Here is an 18061-nt window from a genome sequence, read left to right on the forward strand (position 1 = left end):
ATGAAAAAATGTATAAAAGTTTAAAAAATATTGGAGCAACTTTTTTAGTATGGAGTTTTTTGGGTCTTCTCTATTCGGCACACTCTTATTTTTATCGCTTGGAAATTGGCCAGGATGTAAAATGGGTTGAAATGTTGTTGATTGATGCACCGCATTTTGTTTTGTGGTTCTTTTTTATGCCGTTATCAATGTTGGTGTCTAAATATTTTCCTTTTGCTAAAAGACACTGGTTTGTGCCGGGTGCTGTTCATTTAGTGGCAGCCCTTTTTATCTCTTTAAGCCACAGTATTGTTTATTCCATATTTAAGATCTGGATAAAATATGGTTCTCAGGAGTTATCTCAATCTAATATATTTCTTACTGTTTTTTCTTCATTCGATTATAGTCTTCTGGTCTATTTCATTATGCTCTTTGTAATTCAGGTTTTGATTTATAATAAAAAGTTGAAAGCAGAAAATGAAAAATCGCTACAGCTCAAATCCGCTTTAACTCAATCACAACTGGATGTATTAAAATCCCAACTTCAACCTCATTTTCTTTTTAATACTTTAAACTCAATATCCGTTCTTACAAAAGAAAATCCTGAACTGGCCAATCAGGCAATTCATTTATTGAGTGATTTGCTGAGGTATTCCTTGAAGCATGCTCAAACCCAATTTGTATCGGTTGAAGCGGAAGTAAATTTTATAAAAGATTATCTGGCAATAGAAAAGATTCGTTTTGCCGAACGCCTGACTGTTGAGTATAATATTGATCCGCAAATTCTACATCTGAATGTACCTTCACTTCTTTTACAGCCTATCATTGAAAATGCTGTTAAACATGGAGTAACAGAAATGCGGGGTGTTGGGAATATAAAACTGAATGCGCAAAAACTGGATGACCGATTGGTTTTTGAAATAACTGACAACGGTGACGCCACTAAAAAAGAATCTTTAAATGAAATGGATCTTGGTATTGGTTTGAAAAATACGATCAATCGATTGAATACATTGTATGGTGAAAAACATCAATTTAAATTAACAAATACGCCAGGCAGGGGCACAATTGCAACGATCAGTATTCCCGTAGGTTATAACAATGAAAAGATAGTTGAAGATGAATAAACTTCGTGTAATTATTGTAGATGATGAATATTTGGCAAGGAATGGAATCCGTTACCTTTTAGAAAATGAAGCAGAAATTGAAATCATATCTGAGTGCAAGGATGGAGTTGAGGCTTATGATTCTATTTTAAAATACAACCCGGATCTGGTTTTCCTGGATATCCAAATGCCGGGGTTAAACGGCTTTGAAGTGATTGCATCTTTAAAAATGAAAAAACTGCCATATTTTATTTTTGTTACAGCTTATGATGAATTTGCTTTGCAGGCTTTTAAAGTGCATGCAATTGACTATTTGCTTAAACCTGTAAACGGTGAATTATTTGTTGCTGCATTAAGCCGCGCAAAACAGTTAATAAAAGCTGAACAAAATGAAGTTTTTAACAGCCGGCTAAATGATTTGATTTCTGATTCTTCAAAACAGGAAAACTATTTAAAACGTATTATTGTAAAAGATCGTGGGAAAACCATTGTTGTTGATATTGACAAAATAATTCTATTCACTGCTGACGGAGATTATGTAAAAATTCATACAAAAAAGGAAAACTATTTATTTCGTGAAAGACTCAGCAAAATTTCAGAAAAACTCGATCCATCAGTATTTTGTCGAATTCATCGATCAACTATAATTAGGTTAAATCAGGTTCTGGAGTTTCAGCCAATTTCGAAGGGTGATTATTTTATTAAAACCAAAGATGACCAGCAGTTTACTCTAAGCCGATCCTACCGTTCTCAATTTTTGCAAGCACTAAATCAATAATATCCTCAAATCTTCCAGTCTACCGCAATAAGAACCCACTTTATCGCATAAAGCATATATTTAAAAATATTTTTTATACCTTTCGCTTAAATATTATTAAATGAGAGGAAGTACTATGTTTCAATTAAGCTTGATCTTTACGATGTTTTTATTTTTCTCTTTTTCCTTTTCACAGCAGTTTACCAAAATTGAATCAATAGAACCTGTTACTGATGGTGGTGATTCGCGAAGTGTAAATTGGATTGATTATGATAATGACGGTGATTTGGATCTTTTTATTACAAATGGGCCTAAAGCCGGACAAAACAATTTTTTTTATGAAAACAATGGCGATAACAGCTTTACTAAAATTGATACGATTGCCATTACCAAAGACAAGGCTCCTTCGGATGGAAGTAGCTGGGGTGATTTTAATAATGATGGTTTTGCCGATTTGTTTGTGGCAAACTGGTATGGCGAAAACAATTTGTTGTACTTAAATAATGGAGACAAAACTTTTCGCCAGGTGGCTGATACAGTTTCTGGAGATGGAGGATTTTCCGAGGCAGGAGCCTGGGCTGATTACAATACCGATGGATACCTTGATTTATTTGTTGCAAACAGCGGTGGTGATTTGAAAAACTTTTTTTATCAAAATATAAGCGACGAAACATTTTTAAAAGTATCAGGAAATCCCATTGCAGATAATGCGGGCCATTCTAGACACTTTGATTGGGCGGACTATGATGGTGATGGAAACATCGATCTTTTTGTAGCAAATGAAGAGAATGAAAATAATCAATTATTTCACGGTAATGGTGATGGTACATTTACCCAAATCACGGAAGGCGACATTGTAAATAATAATGGGACATCCTATAGCAGCAGCTGGGCAGATTACGACAATGATGGCGATCTGGATTTATTTGTGGCAAATGGCAACAATCAAAACAATTTTCTTTATAAGAATATTGGCAGTGGTAATTTTGAGCGTGTTTTGGATGGGATTATTGTAAATGATCATGGGACTTCTTTTGGCTCTGCCTGGGCAGATATTGACAACGATGGCGACCTTGACCTGTTTGTGAGTAATGGATTTGTTGGTTCCGGGACAAACAATTTTCTTTATTTTAACAATGGAGACGGCACTTTTAGCAAAGATAGTAGTGCTGTTTCTGAAGATGGCGGTTGGTCTTATGGAGCCAGTTTTGGAGATTATAACCGTGATGGGTATCTCGATTTGGCTGTGGCTAAATGGCTAAATGCCAATGAGAATAATGCAATATTTCAAAACAATGGCGGGGATAATAATTGGATTTCATTAATACTAAAAGGAACTGTAAGCAATGCATCAGCAATTGGGGCAATTGTAAAAGTAAAGGCCCAAATTGATGGCGAAAATGTTTGGCAGATGCGAACCGTTTCAGGGCAAAGTGGTTATTGCAGTCAAAATCTGGAAATTCATTTTGGATTAGCAAAGGCTACGCAGATTGATTCTCTGGAAATTCTTTGGCCTTCCGGGCAGGTGGAGGTGTACGAAAATATTCCGGCAAATCAGTTTAAATCCTTTAAAGAAATTATTCCTGATAATTTTCTCAGATTAAACTTTAAAGCAAAAAGCAGCCGTACTTTCGGGAAGGATAAAGTAAGCTTTTTGGATCTGTCCGTGGTCGATATCAACAATCCTATTCAAAGCTGGAAATGGGATTTCCAAAATGATGGTATTATTGATGCCATAACCCAAAACCCTGAATGGCAATATGATTCTCTTGGCACCTATAGCGTAAAACTATCTGCCTCAAATGGCATTGAGACAAAATCTAAAATATTTGAAAACTATATTTCCGTACAGAATAGGCCCGGTATTGTTGTTGAAAAAGTTTTTCCGGCTAACCGTGACACTTTAGTCGAAAAACGAAAAACTATCACTTTTGAAGTTCTGGCAGTTGATTCATCAGGCTATCCAATTTCATATCAGTGGTATTTAAATGGTTCTAAAAGAACGCAAGACTACTTTTATAATTACAGGGCATCTGCATTTGGTTTGCCGAAGTTTGATACTGTAATGGTTAAACTTTCAAATGGATTTAAAGAAATCGAGTTTTTATGGTCGGTGGAAATACACAACGAGGTGACTTCGATAAATTCGGGTGAAATAAATCCGAATAAGTTTGAGCTGTTTCAAAACTATCCCAATCCTTTTAATCCATCGACAATAATAAAATATAGTCTGGCAGAAATGAGCGATGTGACTCTTTCGATTTTTACTGTCACAGGGCAGCTCGTTACCCAAGTAAGAAAAAGGGATCAAACTGCAGGCCAGCATCAAATTCACTTTAACCCAGAGAAATTATCGAGTGGATTATTCTACTATAGCCTAAAAACACCAAGATTCCATAAAACCATGAAAATGGTTTATATAAAATGAGTTTATAATTTATGCTTCCAGGATGCATTCAATAATCTAAAATGTGATCAAATCCTTTGTCAGACTCATTTTTAGCTGTTTTATCCCGAATAGAAAGTGATACAAAACACAAATATTCTCTTTGATGCCGGACGTTAATTTGTTGATAATATTTTGGCGATTGATGATAGCTGGTTATTGGAACTAATGAATCGGGGCAGGAAAACTTTGGAAAACAGGACGGACAGATTTGATATTTTGAACCATTCGCCAATTGGAATGTGCGTAATTGATGATGCATATAATGTGGTTTTTTGGAACCGGTGCATATCAGATTGGACAAACATCCAGAAAGAAAACATTTTAGGAAAAAAAATACAAACGATTTATCCTCATTTTAAACAATCTAAATACAAAAATTCTTTCAATAAAATTTTTGGTGTTGGTAAGCCTACTAATTTTCCAATTCAACTTCATGGATATATTTTTAAGGAAAAATCACCAAATGGAAAACCGCGAGTACAGCACACCACAGTAACTGCTATTCCGGCGGAAAACGCAGGCCATTATTATGCTCTGTTTGCTATTGAAGATGTTACCGAAATGACGCATCGAATAAAAGAGTATAAACGCATCCGCGATTTAGCACTGTGTGAAAACAAGCAGCGTAAGAAGGCTGAAGCAAAATTACATAAATCGATGATTGAGCTTGAACAGACGAACCAAAAACTTATAGAAAAGAATATTGAGCTTGATCAGTTTAACTATATTGTAAGCCATGATTTACAGGCGCCATTAAGAACAATATCATCATTTAGTAAATTTTTACAGAAGAACTCAGGAAATATACTTTCAAAAAAATCCTTAAAATACTTAGGCTTTATTATTAGTGCATCAAAAAGAATGCATTTGCTGATTGAAAATTTATTAAGCCTTTCAAAGTCTACGCGTACAACTTTGAATACATCTGAATTTGCTGTGGATAATTGTGTTGATGATGCGCTGCAATCGTTGCAAAGCAACATAGATGAGACTAAGGCAAAGATTGATCGACAAAATTTACTAAAGATTAAAGGTGATAAAATTTTGATAACTCAGCTGTATCAAAACCTGATTGGGAATGCTTTAAAATTTGTTGACCACAAAGAGCCTCAAATAAATTTAACTGTAGATTATGAAGGATCGACTGCTGTTTTTGGTGTGCTAGATAATGGAATTGGAATAAGCCAGGAATTTAAAAACAGTATTTTTGAGCCCTTTAAAAAAGCAGATTCAGATATCAAATATGAAGGTTCCGGTCTTGGTTTGGCAATTTGTAAAAAAATCATCGAACGACATAAGGGACATATCTGGGTAGAATCAAATCCTGGTGAAGGAACTCATTTTAAATTTACCTTGGGTAATATCAATTAAATTTTAATTCCATATTTAATACCGCACAAAACACAGCTTCATTTTACCGACCATTATTTTTTTTCATTTCATTTTTTATTTTTGTTATAAAAATATTATATAATTTGTGCATATATTGTTTTTAAATTTCGTTCCTGAAAAAGAAAATTAGAAATATCCAATTTAAATTCCGTACAAAAGCCAAGAGGCGTGTTATGTCAAAAAGTGATAAGGCCATCAGGGAATTCAAAATCCCTGATATTATTAAAAAAATGAAAGAATCAAAAATGGATCGACGGTCTTTTTTAATGCGTATGGCTATTCTATCTGCCGGATCTGCATTAACTTTACCCGGCTGTTCATCTGAAGTAAAACGCACAATTGCTTCCGGACATAATCCTTCTATTCTCAGCAAAGATGAGTGGAATGTTTTGCTGGCAGTTCAGGATGTGCTTTTTCCAACAGAAGAAAATTCGCCTGGTGCCAGGGAAATTAACGCTGCTTCATTTGTGCAGTGGATTATTTCAGATAGTGAACTTGATCCTGCTGAAAGGAAGTTTTTAAAAGATGGTTTTAAGTGGCTAAATGAAGAAGCCGTAGAGCGTTGGGAGAACAATTTTGTGGATATGAAACCTGAGAATCAGGACAAATTATTAAGACATGTTGAGACCCACGACTGGGGAGAATCATGGATAGCAGTTATGCTGTTACATATTTTTGAAGCCCTTTTATCTGATCCTGTTTATGGTGGAAACAAAAGCGAAAATGGCTGGAAATGGCTGGACCATAACCCTGGGCAACCAAGGCCTGTTGAAGGTAAAATGTATGGAAATTTCCTGTAAAGTATAAATTGGAAAGAGATTGTTGAAAAGGGGCGCATTAGTCGAATTTTCGGTAAACTAATATTTCAAGAAATCAAAAAACGGAATTTAATCAAGGATCAAGTATCCTGAAACAAGAAATCGAGAATCGAGAAAAATGACTGATTTTGATGTTTGCATTATTGGAAGCGGAGCAGGCGCAGCACCTGTTGCATATACTTTGGCCTTGGCCGGAAAAAAAGTAGTTGTGCTGGAAAAAGGGCCCTGGTTCAAAAAAGAAGATTTCTTCAAAGATGAACTGGGATGCTGTCGCAGAAGTGTTTTTACTCCAAACCTAAGCGATGAACAACATGTTATCGAAGAAGAATATGATGATGGCAGTTGGCGTGGTGAACCTACATTCGATTCCGGTTGGGATTTCTGGAATGGCAATATGGTCGGTGGTTCATCAAACCTGATGAGCGGTTATTTTCATCGTATGAAGCCAAAGGATTTTCGTTTGCTTTCAGAATTTGGTCCAATCGATGGAGCAAATATAGTTGACTGGCCGATCTCTTACAGCGATATGGAGCCGTATTTTGAAATGGTTGAAAGGATAGTCGGGGTTTCCGGGAAAGTTATCCAACATCCGCATCTGGAACCAAGATCAACAAATGATTTTCCTTACCCTCCTTTGGCTGTAAATGAAGTTTCTTCCTGGATTGATAAGGCCGGTTCCGAATTGGGATACAATGTAATCCCAACAGCCCGTGCAATTTTATCGCAACCCGTTGAAGGGCGTAATTCCTGTTATTACTCAAATTATTGTGGGTCTTACGGTTGTTCCAGCGGGGCGAAAGGAAGCGCAAGAGAGGCTTTGTTAAATAAGGCAATTGCCAGCGGTAACTGCGAAATACGTCCATTTTCCAAAGTTTATAAAATATCTACAGATGCAAAAGGGAAAATCAACGGTGCCTTTTATTATGATAAAAATGGCAAAAAACAAATCGTTGATGCCAAGAAATATGTAGTTGCCTGCCAGGCCATTGAATCTTCAAGACTGATGATGGCTTCAACCGGATCGAAGTTTACAAATGGCCTTGCAAACAGTTCCGGCCAACTTGGCAAAAATTTAATATTTTCCGGAGGAGGTTCAGGACAAGGTGATTTTATTTTAGGTGATTTTACGGAAGATCAAATCCGTTCTCTAAAGACACCGGGGCTTTTTGTAAACCGTGCTTTACAGGATTGGTATTATTTTGATGACAAAGAGTTTGGCGGACACACAAAAGGCGGAACGATTGATTTTTTGTGGAAACATGCCAACGGGATTGCCCGAGCAAATGGTTTAAAAAGAGATGGAGATGGCTATCTCGTCTGGGGAAAACCGTTAAAGAGGAAACTGGAAAACTATTTTAAAAATGGTCAATATTTACGTTTTGAAGTTTTTAATGATTGGCTTCCTACAGATAATTGTTTTGTTTCTTTAGACCAGGATGTGAAAGACAAGTGGGGCAATCCGGTTGCCAAATTTCGAATTGGATATCACCAGCAGGATGCAAAAGTGGGGCGTTTTTTGGCTGATAAAGCAGAAAAAGTTCTTAAGCAGATGGGAGCAAGAAATATAAGATCCGGTATTAGTGGATCTCCGCCACCAAATTTGCAGGCTGGTGGATGCCGTTTTGGAGATGATCCGTCAACATCTGTTTTGAATGCTGAATGCCGTGCCCATGATGTGGAAAACCTTTTTGTAACGGATGGTAGTTTTATGCCAACCGGCGGGAGCGTACCATACACCTGGACAATCTATGCCAATTCATTTCGTGTAGCAGAAATAATTAAAAATGAAATTTAAAAACTGTAAGTCGTTGTGGCGGGTTTAATTAGAATCCTTCAGTTTTAATTCTTTAATTAATTCGGTGATTATTAAGGAGTAAGTCCCTGTTTCATTTTGAATTTTTAGCTTATCTTTTTCGATAATAAAATCATCCATATCTGCGATAGTTTTAATTCTGGCACAAACTCCGGTTTCGATATCTATTATAAATATCCTTGTGGCTGTATCAGGAGTTAGATTTTGCTGTAAAAACAAAAAATTACCATATAGTTGCAATTTATTTACCGACTCCCATCTTAGTTTTGCCGGCCCACCTAACAGATCATAATCGTTTACAAATAACCAGCCATACAATTCTTTCTTTTTAATAATGACAGAGTGTGAGGTTTTAAATACTTTGTAAGTTTGATTGCTATCAGCAAAAACCAAACTATCACCTGTGGAATTTCTATAATGATTGTGTGCGTAATAAATCAACCAGGAATCTCTTCCGGAATTTTCCATTTCTGTGTAATAAATATTGGGTAGTTTTACGGAGCCTTCCAGCCATTTTATTTTAGGGAAAATAACCAGATCAATATATTTATTAGTTTTGGGTGAACGGCTGAATTGGTTGGCTTTTAGAATCCATTTTAAAGATGGATCAGCAGAATCTCTTTTTGCCGGTAAAAGATGCTTTTTAAAAGTTTCTAAAAAAGATTTATTTTTGTTTTCTAATAAGGCAGGTGGAATTGCCACTATATTTTTTATGTTGCAGAAGCAGCCAGAAGTGTTTATTTCAAATTTCTCATTTGTAAAACCATTTGTAATAATACAATATTTCCCACCAAAACCACTTCCGCTTTCAGATCAAAACAGTAAAGTGTCAACTATTTCATCACTATTAAAATCTTCATTTAAAATTGTAACCTGCTGGCCGTTAACACCAAGTGGAATTATCCAAAATATTAAATATTGTAAGGCTTTTTGGGGGAGAAGATTCATATCAGATGTTTTGTTGTACCTTTTATTGCGGGTGGTTTTTCTCAAGAAAACTTGGCTGAAGAACTTATTCAACTAATTCAAAATCATTTTTTTCTAATTCATACCCGTTGACAATAAGGGCAAGTTGGTGTAAACCCGGATAAAGCTTCCGGGTTGTAATAACCTTAAAATGCTGTTTTCTTTTTATGGTTGAGGATGAGTTATTGGGATAATTTTTTTCGCTTATTGAAAATACTTTTTTTGAGAGGCTTCCATTCGACTTTTGGTAATAAATAGCGTATTCCAGCCTAATTTTGGAAATCGATTTACTTGCATTAACAAGTTGGAATTCAAAATCCAGCGAGCCGCCTACCTTAACTACTGGAGTTAAAATCTTCAGATCTTTGATTTTAATTTCTTCTATGGATCCAAAACCAAATAATTCCAGAACCTGTTGATTCCCCTGTTTTAACAATGTTCGGCAAGCATGCTTTATAAGCCAATCGGTTTCTTTTGATTCACCCTGCCATTTTTTAACGAGGTTAATCACAATATCTGCATTGTCTTTTGAAATATCGTTTAAATTATTGGCTACACTCCGTCTTACAGATTCTGAGTTATCATTTCTTAAGTTTTCAAGAATAGGCAGGATTGGTGACGGATTCTCCTTAAACGCAGGAATTGCGATGGCCCATGGCAATCTTGGCCTGCAGCCTTCTGAGGCGAGGCGCCTGACAGATGGGTGTTTATGTTTTGACCATTTTAACATTTGATCAATCATTTTTTGGGGATACATAATTATAAACGGACGAACAGCAAACTCACAACTTGTGAACTGAGTAATCACTTCAAATGCATTAATTGAAGTATCATAATTGTCAAGACCGTACTGTTCAATAAAATCAGGGAATAACATGTATTCAAAGCTGTCTTTTGGGGCCCCATATTTTTGCAGCATTTCTATGCCACCGATTATTGAATTGATTTTTTCTGCATAGTCGCCTTTAAGATGGGTTTTTAAAGCGGTTGCAATATGGCGCATCCTTTGTTTTAATTCTTTATCACCCCAATCTTTATCATAAATTTGATCTAAAAAAACTTCTTTGGTAAAACCAGGAACAACCTCTGAAAATGCATTTGTAAAGTTTTCAAAGAATTTCTGATTGTAAATATTTTTTAATAACTCAGCCATTTATTTAGAGGTTACTCCAGAACTTAAAAAATTCAAGATTATATTTTGTTATGCTAATTCTTCGAACCTCTTCAAAGCTTCATCCAGTTTGCTAACATCTTTACCGCCTGCAGAAGCCATATGCGGTTTTCCGCCACCACCACCACCGGCAGTTATGGCAACTTCACGAACAAGATCACCAGCTTTATATTTTTTTAGAAGATCATCACTCACAAGAGCAACAAAAGCAAGCTTGTCACCATTTACACTGGCAATTAGCCCGATTGTGTTTTTAACTTTTTCACGCAATTTGTCACCTAAGTCTTTCAGAGATTTCATATCAACATTGTCAACTTTGTGGATAAGCACTTTTACTGAGTTTATTTCTTTTGCTGAATTTATTATTCCATTAAGATCGCCACTGAGCTGATCAGACTTTGTTTGGGCAAGCTCTTTCTCCAGATTTTTCTTATCATCCAACAAAGATTGCACCTTTACATTAATTTCGCTTTCAGGGCTATTAAGCAATTGCCCAATTTCACTCACACGGCTGCGGGTACTTTGGAAATATTGTACTGCCTTTGGCCCGGTGATGGCTTCAATCCGGCGTACACCGGCTGCTATTCCTTCCTCTGTAGTAATTATAAAAGGTCCTATTTCGCCGGTACCATTTACATGTGTACCACCACACAATTCAAGACTGTAATCGCCTACTTTTACTGTCCGAACGATATCACCATATTTTTCTCCAAACAGAGCCATAGCGCCTTCGGCTTTAGCTTCTTCAATATTTTTCCAGGCAATTTCCAGGTGTGTGTCTTTTTGGATTTGTTCATTAACAATTTGCTCAATTTTGCCTATTTCCTGCGGGGTTACTTTTTCAAAGTGTGTAAAATCAAATCGCAAACGATCGGGTTCGACCAAGGAACCGGACTGGTGTACATGATCACCCAAAACCTGTTGCAAAGCAGCTTGTAATAAATGGGTCGCTGTATGGTTTTTAATTGTTCTTCTTCTTTCAGAATCATTTATTTGTGCATAAACTTTATCAGAGGTCGGATTAAATTCTCCTTTACTTTCACAAATGTGGATTATAGCGTTGCCTTCTTTTTGAGTATCTAAAATATCCAAAGTAAACCCATCGCCTTCAAGTGTTCCCTTATCCCCAACTTGCCCACCGGATTCAGCGTAAAATGGGGTTTTTAATAGTCGTAAATTTATAGTTTTTCCATCTTTATGGTAACGGCTGATGTGTGAATTAATAGTTGTTTCTTCATACCCCACAAATTCAGAATCATCGCCATCATTCATAACAACCCATTCATCGGTGCTAACAGTTTGCGATGTGAATTTTGCAGCAGCACGGGCACGTTTCCGCTGGTTGTTCATTTCTTTTTCAAAACCAGCCATATCAATAGCAAGATTGTTTTCATCGGCCATAAGACGAGTCAGATCAACTGGAAAGCCGAAAGTATCGTACAATTTAAACACCTCCGTACCGGGAATTATGTTTTCATTATTTTGAGATAGCTGTTTAACTATTTTAGCAAAGATTTCCAAACCTCGATCCAGAGTGCGATTAAAATGTTCTTCTTCGGCCCGGATAACTTTTATAACATGATCCTTGCGTTCTTTTAATTCAGGATATGCATCACCCATGTGTTTTACCAATCCAGGTACAAGTTTATATAGAAAGGGCTCATGCAAATTTAAATTACGACCATATCTCGCTGCTCTGCGTAGGATCCGGCGCATAACATATCCACGTCCCTCATTAGAAGGCAGGCCGCCATCAGCAATTGAAAAGGTAAGCATTCTGATATGATCGGCGATTACCCGGAAAGCAATCTGCTCTTTAGATGTGATATAACTTTCCCCGACAAGCTTGCCTATTTCATTTAAAATGGGCATAAACACATCTGTGTCGTAATTGGAGTTTTTGTTTTGCATTACTGCAACAATACGTTCAAAGCCGGCGCCGGTATCAACATGCTTGGCTGGCAAGGAAGTAAGTGTCCCACTTTCATCACGATTATACTGAATAAATACAAGGTTCCAGATTTCAATTACCTCCGGAACCCCGGCATTAACCAGTTTACCGCCTGACAAATCCGGTGTTAAATCAATATGGATTTCAGAGCATGGTCCGCATGGTCCTGTTGCACCCATTTCCCAAAAATTATCTTCTTTGCTACATTGCAAAATATGTGATGGATCAATATCTGTCATTTCTTTCCACAAGTTTTCAGCTTCATAATCTGCTTCAAGTCCATCGCCTTTGTCACCACCAAAAACGGTTGCATACAATCTTTCTTTCGGAAGTTTCCAAACTTCAGTCAACAATTCCCAGGCCCAGGCAATTGCTTCTTTTTTGTAATAATCACCAAAAGACCAGTTACCTAGCATTTCAAAAAAAGTATGATGGTATGTATCGTGTCCCACTTCTTCAAGGTCATTATGTTTTCCGCTTACGCGAATACATTTTTGGGAGTTTGCAGCTCGTTTAAAATCCCGCTCACCTTTTGCAAGGAAAACATCCTTAAACTGATTCATACCGGCGTTGGTAAATAACAGGGTAGGATCGTCTAAAGGAACAACAGAAGCGCTTTGAACAAACGTATGTTGTTTATCCTTAAAAAAATCTATAAATTGTTTGCGTATTTCATTTGAAGTCATGGATTCCCCATTTTATTTTAGATAATTCTTTATTAATTTTCTTTAGTTACGATAATAAGGACTGTATATTTTCGATCATTTTAGAAAGAACTCTAAGACAATTTTAAAAAAGCTGAAAATAACAAAACTATAATTTTACTACAACACGTTTTAATGGCGACATAAACATGGGTGACGAAAAAAAAACGATTCTGTACATAGATGATGATTATCAGGCCGGTTTATTGTGTAAAGTTTTTCTGGAGAAAGCGGGTTTTCTTGTGGAAATTGTTTTAAATACAATTGAAGCACGCAAGGTTTTGTCTGAGAAAAAAATTGATATGGTAATAACGGATATTGGACTTCCCGGTGAAAATGGCGTTGAATTTTATAAATGGATGATGACATCGAAATACAATAATATGCCTGTTTTAATAGTTTCTGCACATGCAATGGGCTTTAGTGAAGTATTAACTGAACACCGCGATATTTTCTTTGAAAAACCTATTTTCTTTCCAACATTTATTGATAAAATTAAAGAAGTTTTTAATTCTAAAAAATAGCCTGTCTTTGCTTATACAAATATCTTAATGGGCTGTTGCACTCCAACTGACACATCATATGATTTCAAACGTTGGATTAGAGGATCTGTAAGCTCTGTATCTTTTGCTACAAGCATTTTTCCTTGTAAACTAATAATATTTTGATTTGTTAACATATTTGATTTTAATTGTGCCAGTGCAAGTGTTTTTTGCATCCTTTCTTTTTCACTAATTTGAACATGCTCCAATAAATCCACAACCTTGGGGTTATATTTACTTTTATCTCTTTTAAGTATGGACATGGCTGAAGGTTTCGAAATACCCCGGAAAATCATTTCATCAAAACCCAAAACAACTTTCAAAATTTGGGATGATAAAACTATAAATTTTTGAACTGGAGCAAGTGGCGTGCTAATTTTTTGATGTTCGCTGAAGTCCGTATTTTGATTTCGAATGATTTGTGATACATCCTCTAGTCTTGGTATTTGTTTTATTAATTGCGCACCGATTTCCGGGTGTTCTGCAAGCATATTTCGCTCTTTTGCTGATAACTCTTCCTGATGATATACTTTTTCCAGAATATGGTTGGGCAGTGTTACAAAACCAATTTGTGATAACATAGCTGCCATGTCCAGTTTCCAAATATTATTCAGTTTCAACAATCTGGCGATTTGGTTTACATATCTTTTTACCCGGTTAGCACGACCGAAAGCAGCAGGATTTACCATCCCTAAAATCTCTGTCAAAACATTTATCGAATTTTTCAATGTTTTTTCTAGCAATTCCTTTTCGCCTGTAAGAAGTTGGTTTTGGCGGATAGCCTCATGGAGAGCACTTATAAGTGCTTCATTGGAGCAAGGTTTAGTTAGGAACCTAAATATGCTCCCATGGTTTACAGCATCAATGGCGTTTTCAATATTTGCATAGCCGGTTAATAGAATTCGAGAGCTATCCGGGGAAATTTTCTTAACTTCGGCTAAAAATTCACTACCTTTCATTTTTGGCATTTGCATATCGCTTACGACTACTGCAAAAGGGCCTTGGTTTTTTATTATTTCTAAACCTTCATGTCCTCCTGGGGCAGTGGTAATAGAGAATTCCCGTCTCAAATTTCGTTTAAATGAAGACAATACATTTTCTTCATCATCTACAAATAAGATTTTTTTATTCATCATTTCCTCTATTGTAAATTGTTGTACAGAGGGATAGCCATTGTTCATGATTATCCTTGTATCTTTTATCCAAAAGAACACTCTTATTTATTTCCTCTAGCGGTAAACCTTGATTTTTATTATGGAGCTTTTGCGCATAAACATCGGCAACATGGGTGGCTAAAGTTAAAATATTTATTTCATCATCATGAGTATTTTGCAAATGATGGTAGGCTACAGCTTCAGTTACCTGGTCGGAGAATCCCCATAACCCAACAAGATATGCTCCTACCTCCGCATGCGATGAACCCAAAAAATGATATTCTCCTTCGGATATTGATAGCTGGTTTATGAAAGAATGGTCGTAGGCTTTTTTGTATTTTTGTGGAACCTGGCTGGCGAGTATGATCATTCCAATGTCATGCAGTAATCCAATCGTGAAAGCTGATTCTTGCAGTTCTTTGTCTTTTGTGAAATCATAAACTATCTCTCCGGTAAACAGCCCGACCAGAAAACTATGTTGCCATAACTCATCCAGAGAAATTGAAATCTGGTCTTGGCTTGGGAATTGTGAAAATACTTTAACGGAAAGAACAAGGGTCCGGATCATATTCATTCCTAAGAGAGATACAGATTGTTCAATATTTGAAATTTTATTACTGAAACCAAAAAAAGATGAATTTATAAGTTTTAATATTTCGGCCGTCATCGAAACATCTTTTTTAATGATTTGCGCGACATCCGTTAATGAAGAATCTTGTTCGTTCAATTTGTCAATTATTTCGATATATAATGTCGGTAAACTAGGGAGGGTTTCGATTTGGGATATTAAATCAGTAACGTTCTCATTTTTTAGAAGATCACGTAAATCCAATGCTTTCTGAATTGTATGTTTAAGTTCATTTGGATTACACGGCTTTGATAAAAATTGATGAGCCGGTTTAACCGACTTAAGGATCATTTCTTTATCTGATTGCCCGGATAAAATGATACGTACCACATTTGGATGCGAGTTTTTTACGTTTTCTAAAAGTTCAGCACCATCCATACCAGGCATACGCATATCAGAAACAATTACATCAATTTCATGGTTTGATAATAATTCCAATGCTTCATAACCACTGTTAGCAAAGTGCATTTGCCATTCTCTTCTAAAAGATCGGAGCATTCGTTTTAATCCCTGAAGGATATGCGGTTCATCATCTACAAATAGTATTTGTTTCATTTTACCTCTAAATTTAATTTTGATGCAAAGGGAAAAATATTTTGAATGTTGTGCCATTTCCTGGGTTACTTGAAATAATTAAACTTCCAGAATGGTTTTTTATAATTTTTTGTACTATAGACAACCCAAGGCCGGTACCTTCCTGACTCCTTTTAATTGAAGACATATTATTAATAATTCTTTTCATAAATTCCTCATCCATCCCGGGCCCATTGTCTGAAACTTCCAAAAGTGTCCAGCTCTTTGCGGTACTTAGATCGGGCTCGATTTGGTTATTTAATAATGAGATGTTTATTCGGCCATCATTATTCATAGCTTTTGCTGCGTTTAAGCAAAGATTCATAATTATTTGAAAAACTTGAGTATAATCTGCCATAATAAACAAGCTGTCTTCAGGTAGTGAATAATTTATATCAATCTTTTTAGAAAGTGTTATTTTTAATAAATCAACCGACTCGGCAATTAGTCCGTTGAGGGAAACCTTTTCAAAAGTTGTATCTTTTTTCTTCACAAAATTTAAAATTTGTTGAATTATTTTCTGCCCGTGGCCCGAGGCAGTTTGGATCTTTTCAGTCCGTGCTTTTATGGCAGGGTTATCCTGGCCCAACATTTCCAGGAGTTGGTTGTAGTTCGAAATCACAGTTAAAATATTGTTAAAATCATGAGCAACACCGGATGTCATCAGTCCAATAACTTCCATTTTTTGAGACTGAATTAGCTGCTGTTCTAACATTATATTTTGGGTACATATCTCATCTTTAAAAGATTTTAAACGAATTGCATTATTTAATCTGGCTAGCAAGTCCTCTCTTTGTATTGGCTTGTTTAAAAGGTCCGTTGCATCAAGGTTTAACGCACAATGTTTTAATTCCTTATCATTTACACCTGTTATCATAATAAATTCTGGGCTTTTTTCATTTAAGTGTAATTTTACTTTCTCAAGTAATTGCAGACCATTTATCCCAGGCATTTTTACATCAGAAACAACAATATCATAATTTGATTCGAATATTTTTTCTTTTGCAAGCTCGGCATCTGTAAAAAATTCAAGATTCCATTTATCTTTTTTATCTCTGAGCAATCTTTTAATGCCATCTAAAATATTCTGCTCATCGTCCACAAAAAGAATGTTTATTTTTTTATTTTGTAATTCTATTTCGTCCATTTTTTTTCGACTCGTATAAAAGTTTATCTGTTTTGTTTAAAAACTGTTTAGCCGTTTCACCGGAATATTGTTTTAGCCCGCCACTAATTGTCACTTTGATTAACTCATTTTTAAATTCCAGTGACTTAATTCTTTGCCTAAACCGTTCAGCAGCTTTATAAGCTGTTTCTAATGAGGTTTCGGTAAATATAACCAGGAACTCTTCACCGCCGTACCGACCCAAAAAATCGGTTGCCCGTATCGACATTTGCAAACTATCAGCAACGGTGGCTAATACATTGTCACCTTCCAAATGGCCAAATGTATCGTTCACATTTTTAAAGTGGTCGATATCAAGAAGCAAAATTGATAGATCCTGCTTATATCTTTTTACACGATTTATTTCTTCAGATAATTTATCTTCAATGAAACTTTTATTAAAAAGGCCGGTCAATCCGTCCAAGTTTGCTTTATTTAAAAGGTTGTTTAATTCATTATATTTTTGAATACCTTCAGCAATTGCCTGAATTAAATCATCAGAATTACAGGGCTTCATAAGGTATTTAAATATTTGTCCTTTGTTAAGTGCATTTACAACAGTCTCAAGTTTCGGATTTCCGGATAATACCAGTCGAGAAACAAGTGGGTGTGTTTTTTGAATAATTTCGAAAAATTCTACTCCGTTCATTCCTGGCATCATAATATCTGAAACAATTACAGTTGCAGTATTATCTGAAAGCAATTTGAAAGCATCATCTGTGTTGGATGCAAAAAGCATACTCCATTTTTGTTCATAAAAATGAAGTGTTCTTTTTATACTATCTAAAAAAAACTCATCGTCATCAATAAATAGAATAACAGGATTCATAGTCTCATTGTGTTTCGTCTTGAAAAAGTAGTTTTCCTTATTCTTCTCAATTTTAAACTCAAAT

The 18061-nt window shown here is 35.7% G+C and carries 14 protein-coding genes; 7 read left to right on the forward strand and 7 right to left on the reverse strand.

Going from position 1 to position 18061, the window contains the following annotated elements; all coding sequences use genetic code 11:
* Positions 1–8: 8 nt before the first annotated feature.
* From HND50_15480 to HND50_15505, 6 genes are all read left to right on the forward strand, one after another.
* Entirely contained in the window at positions 9–1106 is a 1098-nt protein-coding gene (locus HND50_15480) for a histidine kinase (GenBank protein NOG46642.1), read from the forward strand.
* Entirely contained in the window at positions 1099–1863 is a 765-nt protein-coding gene (locus tag HND50_15485; GenBank protein ID NOG46643.1) for a response regulator transcription factor, read from the forward strand. The genes HND50_15480 and HND50_15485 overlap by 8 nt, the downstream gene beginning before the upstream one ends.
* Positions 1864–1978: 115 nt before the next feature.
* Positions 1979–4270 (forward strand): T9SS type A sorting domain-containing protein, encoded by a 2292-nt coding sequence (locus HND50_15490; GenBank protein NOG46644.1) that lies wholly within the window; start codon positions 1979–1981, stop codon positions 4268–4270.
* A 186-nt stretch (positions 4271–4456) separates the two neighbouring features.
* Positions 4457–5662: a PAS domain S-box protein gene (locus HND50_15495; GenBank protein ID NOG46645.1), complete on the forward strand. Its 1206-nt coding sequence runs from the start codon at positions 4457–4459 to the stop codon at positions 5660–5662.
* Positions 5663–5856: 194 nt separating this feature from the next.
* Positions 5857–6483 carry a gluconate 2-dehydrogenase subunit 3 family protein gene (locus tag HND50_15500; GenBank protein ID NOG46646.1) on the forward strand — a complete coding sequence of 209 codons (627 nt, stop codon included), beginning with the start codon at positions 5857–5859 and terminating at the stop codon, positions 6481–6483.
* Between the two features lie 136 nt (positions 6484–6619).
* On the forward strand, positions 6620–8296 hold the full coding sequence (locus tag HND50_15505; protein ID NOG46647.1) for a GMC family oxidoreductase: 1677 nt from the start codon (positions 6620–6622) through the stop codon (positions 8294–8296).
* Between the two features lie 24 nt (positions 8297–8320).
* Here the strand turns inward: HND50_15505 and HND50_15510 are convergent, their stop codons facing one another.
* The 3 genes from HND50_15510 to alaS all read right to left on the reverse strand — a co-directional run bounded on the left by HND50_15510 (position 8321) and on the right by alaS (position 13088).
* Positions 8321–9016: a hypothetical protein gene (locus HND50_15510; GenBank protein ID NOG46648.1), complete on the reverse strand. Its 696-nt coding sequence runs from the start codon at positions 9014–9016 to the stop codon at positions 8321–8323.
* 310 nt (positions 9017–9326) lie between these two features.
* Positions 9327–10433, reverse strand: a complete 1107-nt coding sequence (locus tag HND50_15515) for a DNA alkylation repair protein (GenBank protein ID NOG46649.1) — start codon at positions 10431–10433, stop codon at positions 9327–9329.
* Between the two features lie 48 nt (positions 10434–10481).
* Positions 10482–13088 carry an alanine--tRNA ligase gene (gene alaS / locus HND50_15520; protein ID NOG46650.1) on the reverse strand — a complete coding sequence of 869 codons (2607 nt, stop codon included), beginning with the start codon at positions 13086–13088 and terminating at the stop codon, positions 10482–10484.
* Between the two features lie 167 nt (positions 13089–13255).
* Between alaS and HND50_15525 the strand changes: the two genes are divergently transcribed.
* On the forward strand, positions 13256–13630 hold the full coding sequence (locus HND50_15525; GenBank protein NOG46651.1) for a response regulator: 375 nt from the start codon (positions 13256–13258) through the stop codon (positions 13628–13630).
* 11 nt (positions 13631–13641) lie between these two features.
* On the opposite strand, the gene HND50_15530 is transcribed toward HND50_15525, so the two are convergent.
* The 4 genes from HND50_15530 to HND50_15545 are packed head-to-tail and all read right to left on the reverse strand — an operon-like array spanning position 13642 to position 17997.
* Positions 13642–14781 (reverse strand): response regulator, encoded by a 1140-nt coding sequence (locus HND50_15530; GenBank protein ID NOG46652.1) that lies wholly within the window; start codon positions 14779–14781, stop codon positions 13642–13644.
* Positions 14774–15985 (reverse strand): HDOD domain-containing protein, encoded by a 1212-nt coding sequence (locus tag HND50_15535; GenBank protein ID NOG46653.1) that lies wholly within the window; start codon positions 15983–15985, stop codon positions 14774–14776. The genes HND50_15530 and HND50_15535 overlap by 8 nt, the downstream gene beginning before the upstream one ends.
* 13 nt (positions 15986–15998) lie before the next feature.
* Positions 15999–17150: a response regulator gene (locus tag HND50_15540; protein NOG46654.1), complete on the reverse strand. Its 1152-nt coding sequence runs from the start codon at positions 17148–17150 to the stop codon at positions 15999–16001.
* The gene (locus tag HND50_15545) at positions 17125–17997 is read right to left on the reverse strand and encodes a diguanylate cyclase (protein NOG46655.1); all 873 of its coding nucleotides are present in this window, start codon (positions 17995–17997) and stop codon (positions 17125–17127) included. The genes HND50_15540 and HND50_15545 overlap by 26 nt, the downstream gene beginning before the upstream one ends.
* Positions 17998–18061 lie beyond the last annotated feature (64 nt).

The organism is Calditrichota bacterium (assembly GCA_013112635.1).
In the GTDB taxonomy this organism is placed as follows: Bacteria; Calditrichota; Calditrichia; order Calditrichales; family J004; genus JABFGF01.

What these genes read in the sequence shown, in the direction of transcription:
- HND50_15480 (NOG46642.1), top strand. Translation starts at nt 9, where the DNA reads ATGTATAAAAGTTTAAAAAATATTGGAGCAACTTTTTTAGTATGGAGT.
- alaS (NOG46650.1), bottom strand. Translation starts at nt 13,088, where the DNA reads ATGACTTCAAATGAAATACGCAAACAATTTATAGATTTTTTTAAGGAT.
- HND50_15500 (NOG46646.1), top strand. Translation starts at nt 5,857, where the DNA reads ATGTCAAAAAGTGATAAGGCCATCAGGGAATTCAAAATCCCTGATATT.
- HND50_15515 (NOG46649.1), bottom strand. Translation starts at nt 10,433, where the DNA reads ATGGCTGAGTTATTAAAAAATATTTACAATCAGAAATTCTTTGAAAAC.
- HND50_15505 (NOG46647.1), top strand. Translation starts at nt 6,620, where the DNA reads ATGACTGATTTTGATGTTTGCATTATTGGAAGCGGAGCAGGCGCAGCA.
- HND50_15495 (NOG46645.1), top strand. Translation starts at nt 4,457, where the DNA reads ATGAATCGGGGCAGGAAAACTTTGGAAAACAGGACGGACAGATTTGAT.
- HND50_15490 (NOG46644.1), top strand. Translation starts at nt 1,979, where the DNA reads ATGTTTCAATTAAGCTTGATCTTTACGATGTTTTTATTTTTCTCTTTT.
- HND50_15530 (NOG46652.1), bottom strand. Translation starts at nt 14,781, where the DNA reads ATGAATAAAAAAATCTTATTTGTAGATGATGAAGAAAATGTATTGTCT.
- HND50_15545 (NOG46655.1), bottom strand. Translation starts at nt 17,997, where the DNA reads ATGAATCCTGTTATTCTATTTATTGATGACGATGAGTTTTTTTTAGAT.
- HND50_15485 (NOG46643.1), top strand. Translation starts at nt 1,099, where the DNA reads ATGAATAAACTTCGTGTAATTATTGTAGATGATGAATATTTGGCAAGG.
- HND50_15535 (NOG46653.1), bottom strand. Translation starts at nt 15,985, where the DNA reads ATGAAACAAATACTATTTGTAGATGATGAACCGCATATCCTTCAGGGA.
- HND50_15540 (NOG46654.1), bottom strand. Translation starts at nt 17,150, where the DNA reads ATGGACGAAATAGAATTACAAAATAAAAAAATAAACATTCTTTTTGTG.
- HND50_15525 (NOG46651.1), top strand. Translation starts at nt 13,256, where the DNA reads ATGGGTGACGAAAAAAAAACGATTCTGTACATAGATGATGATTATCAG.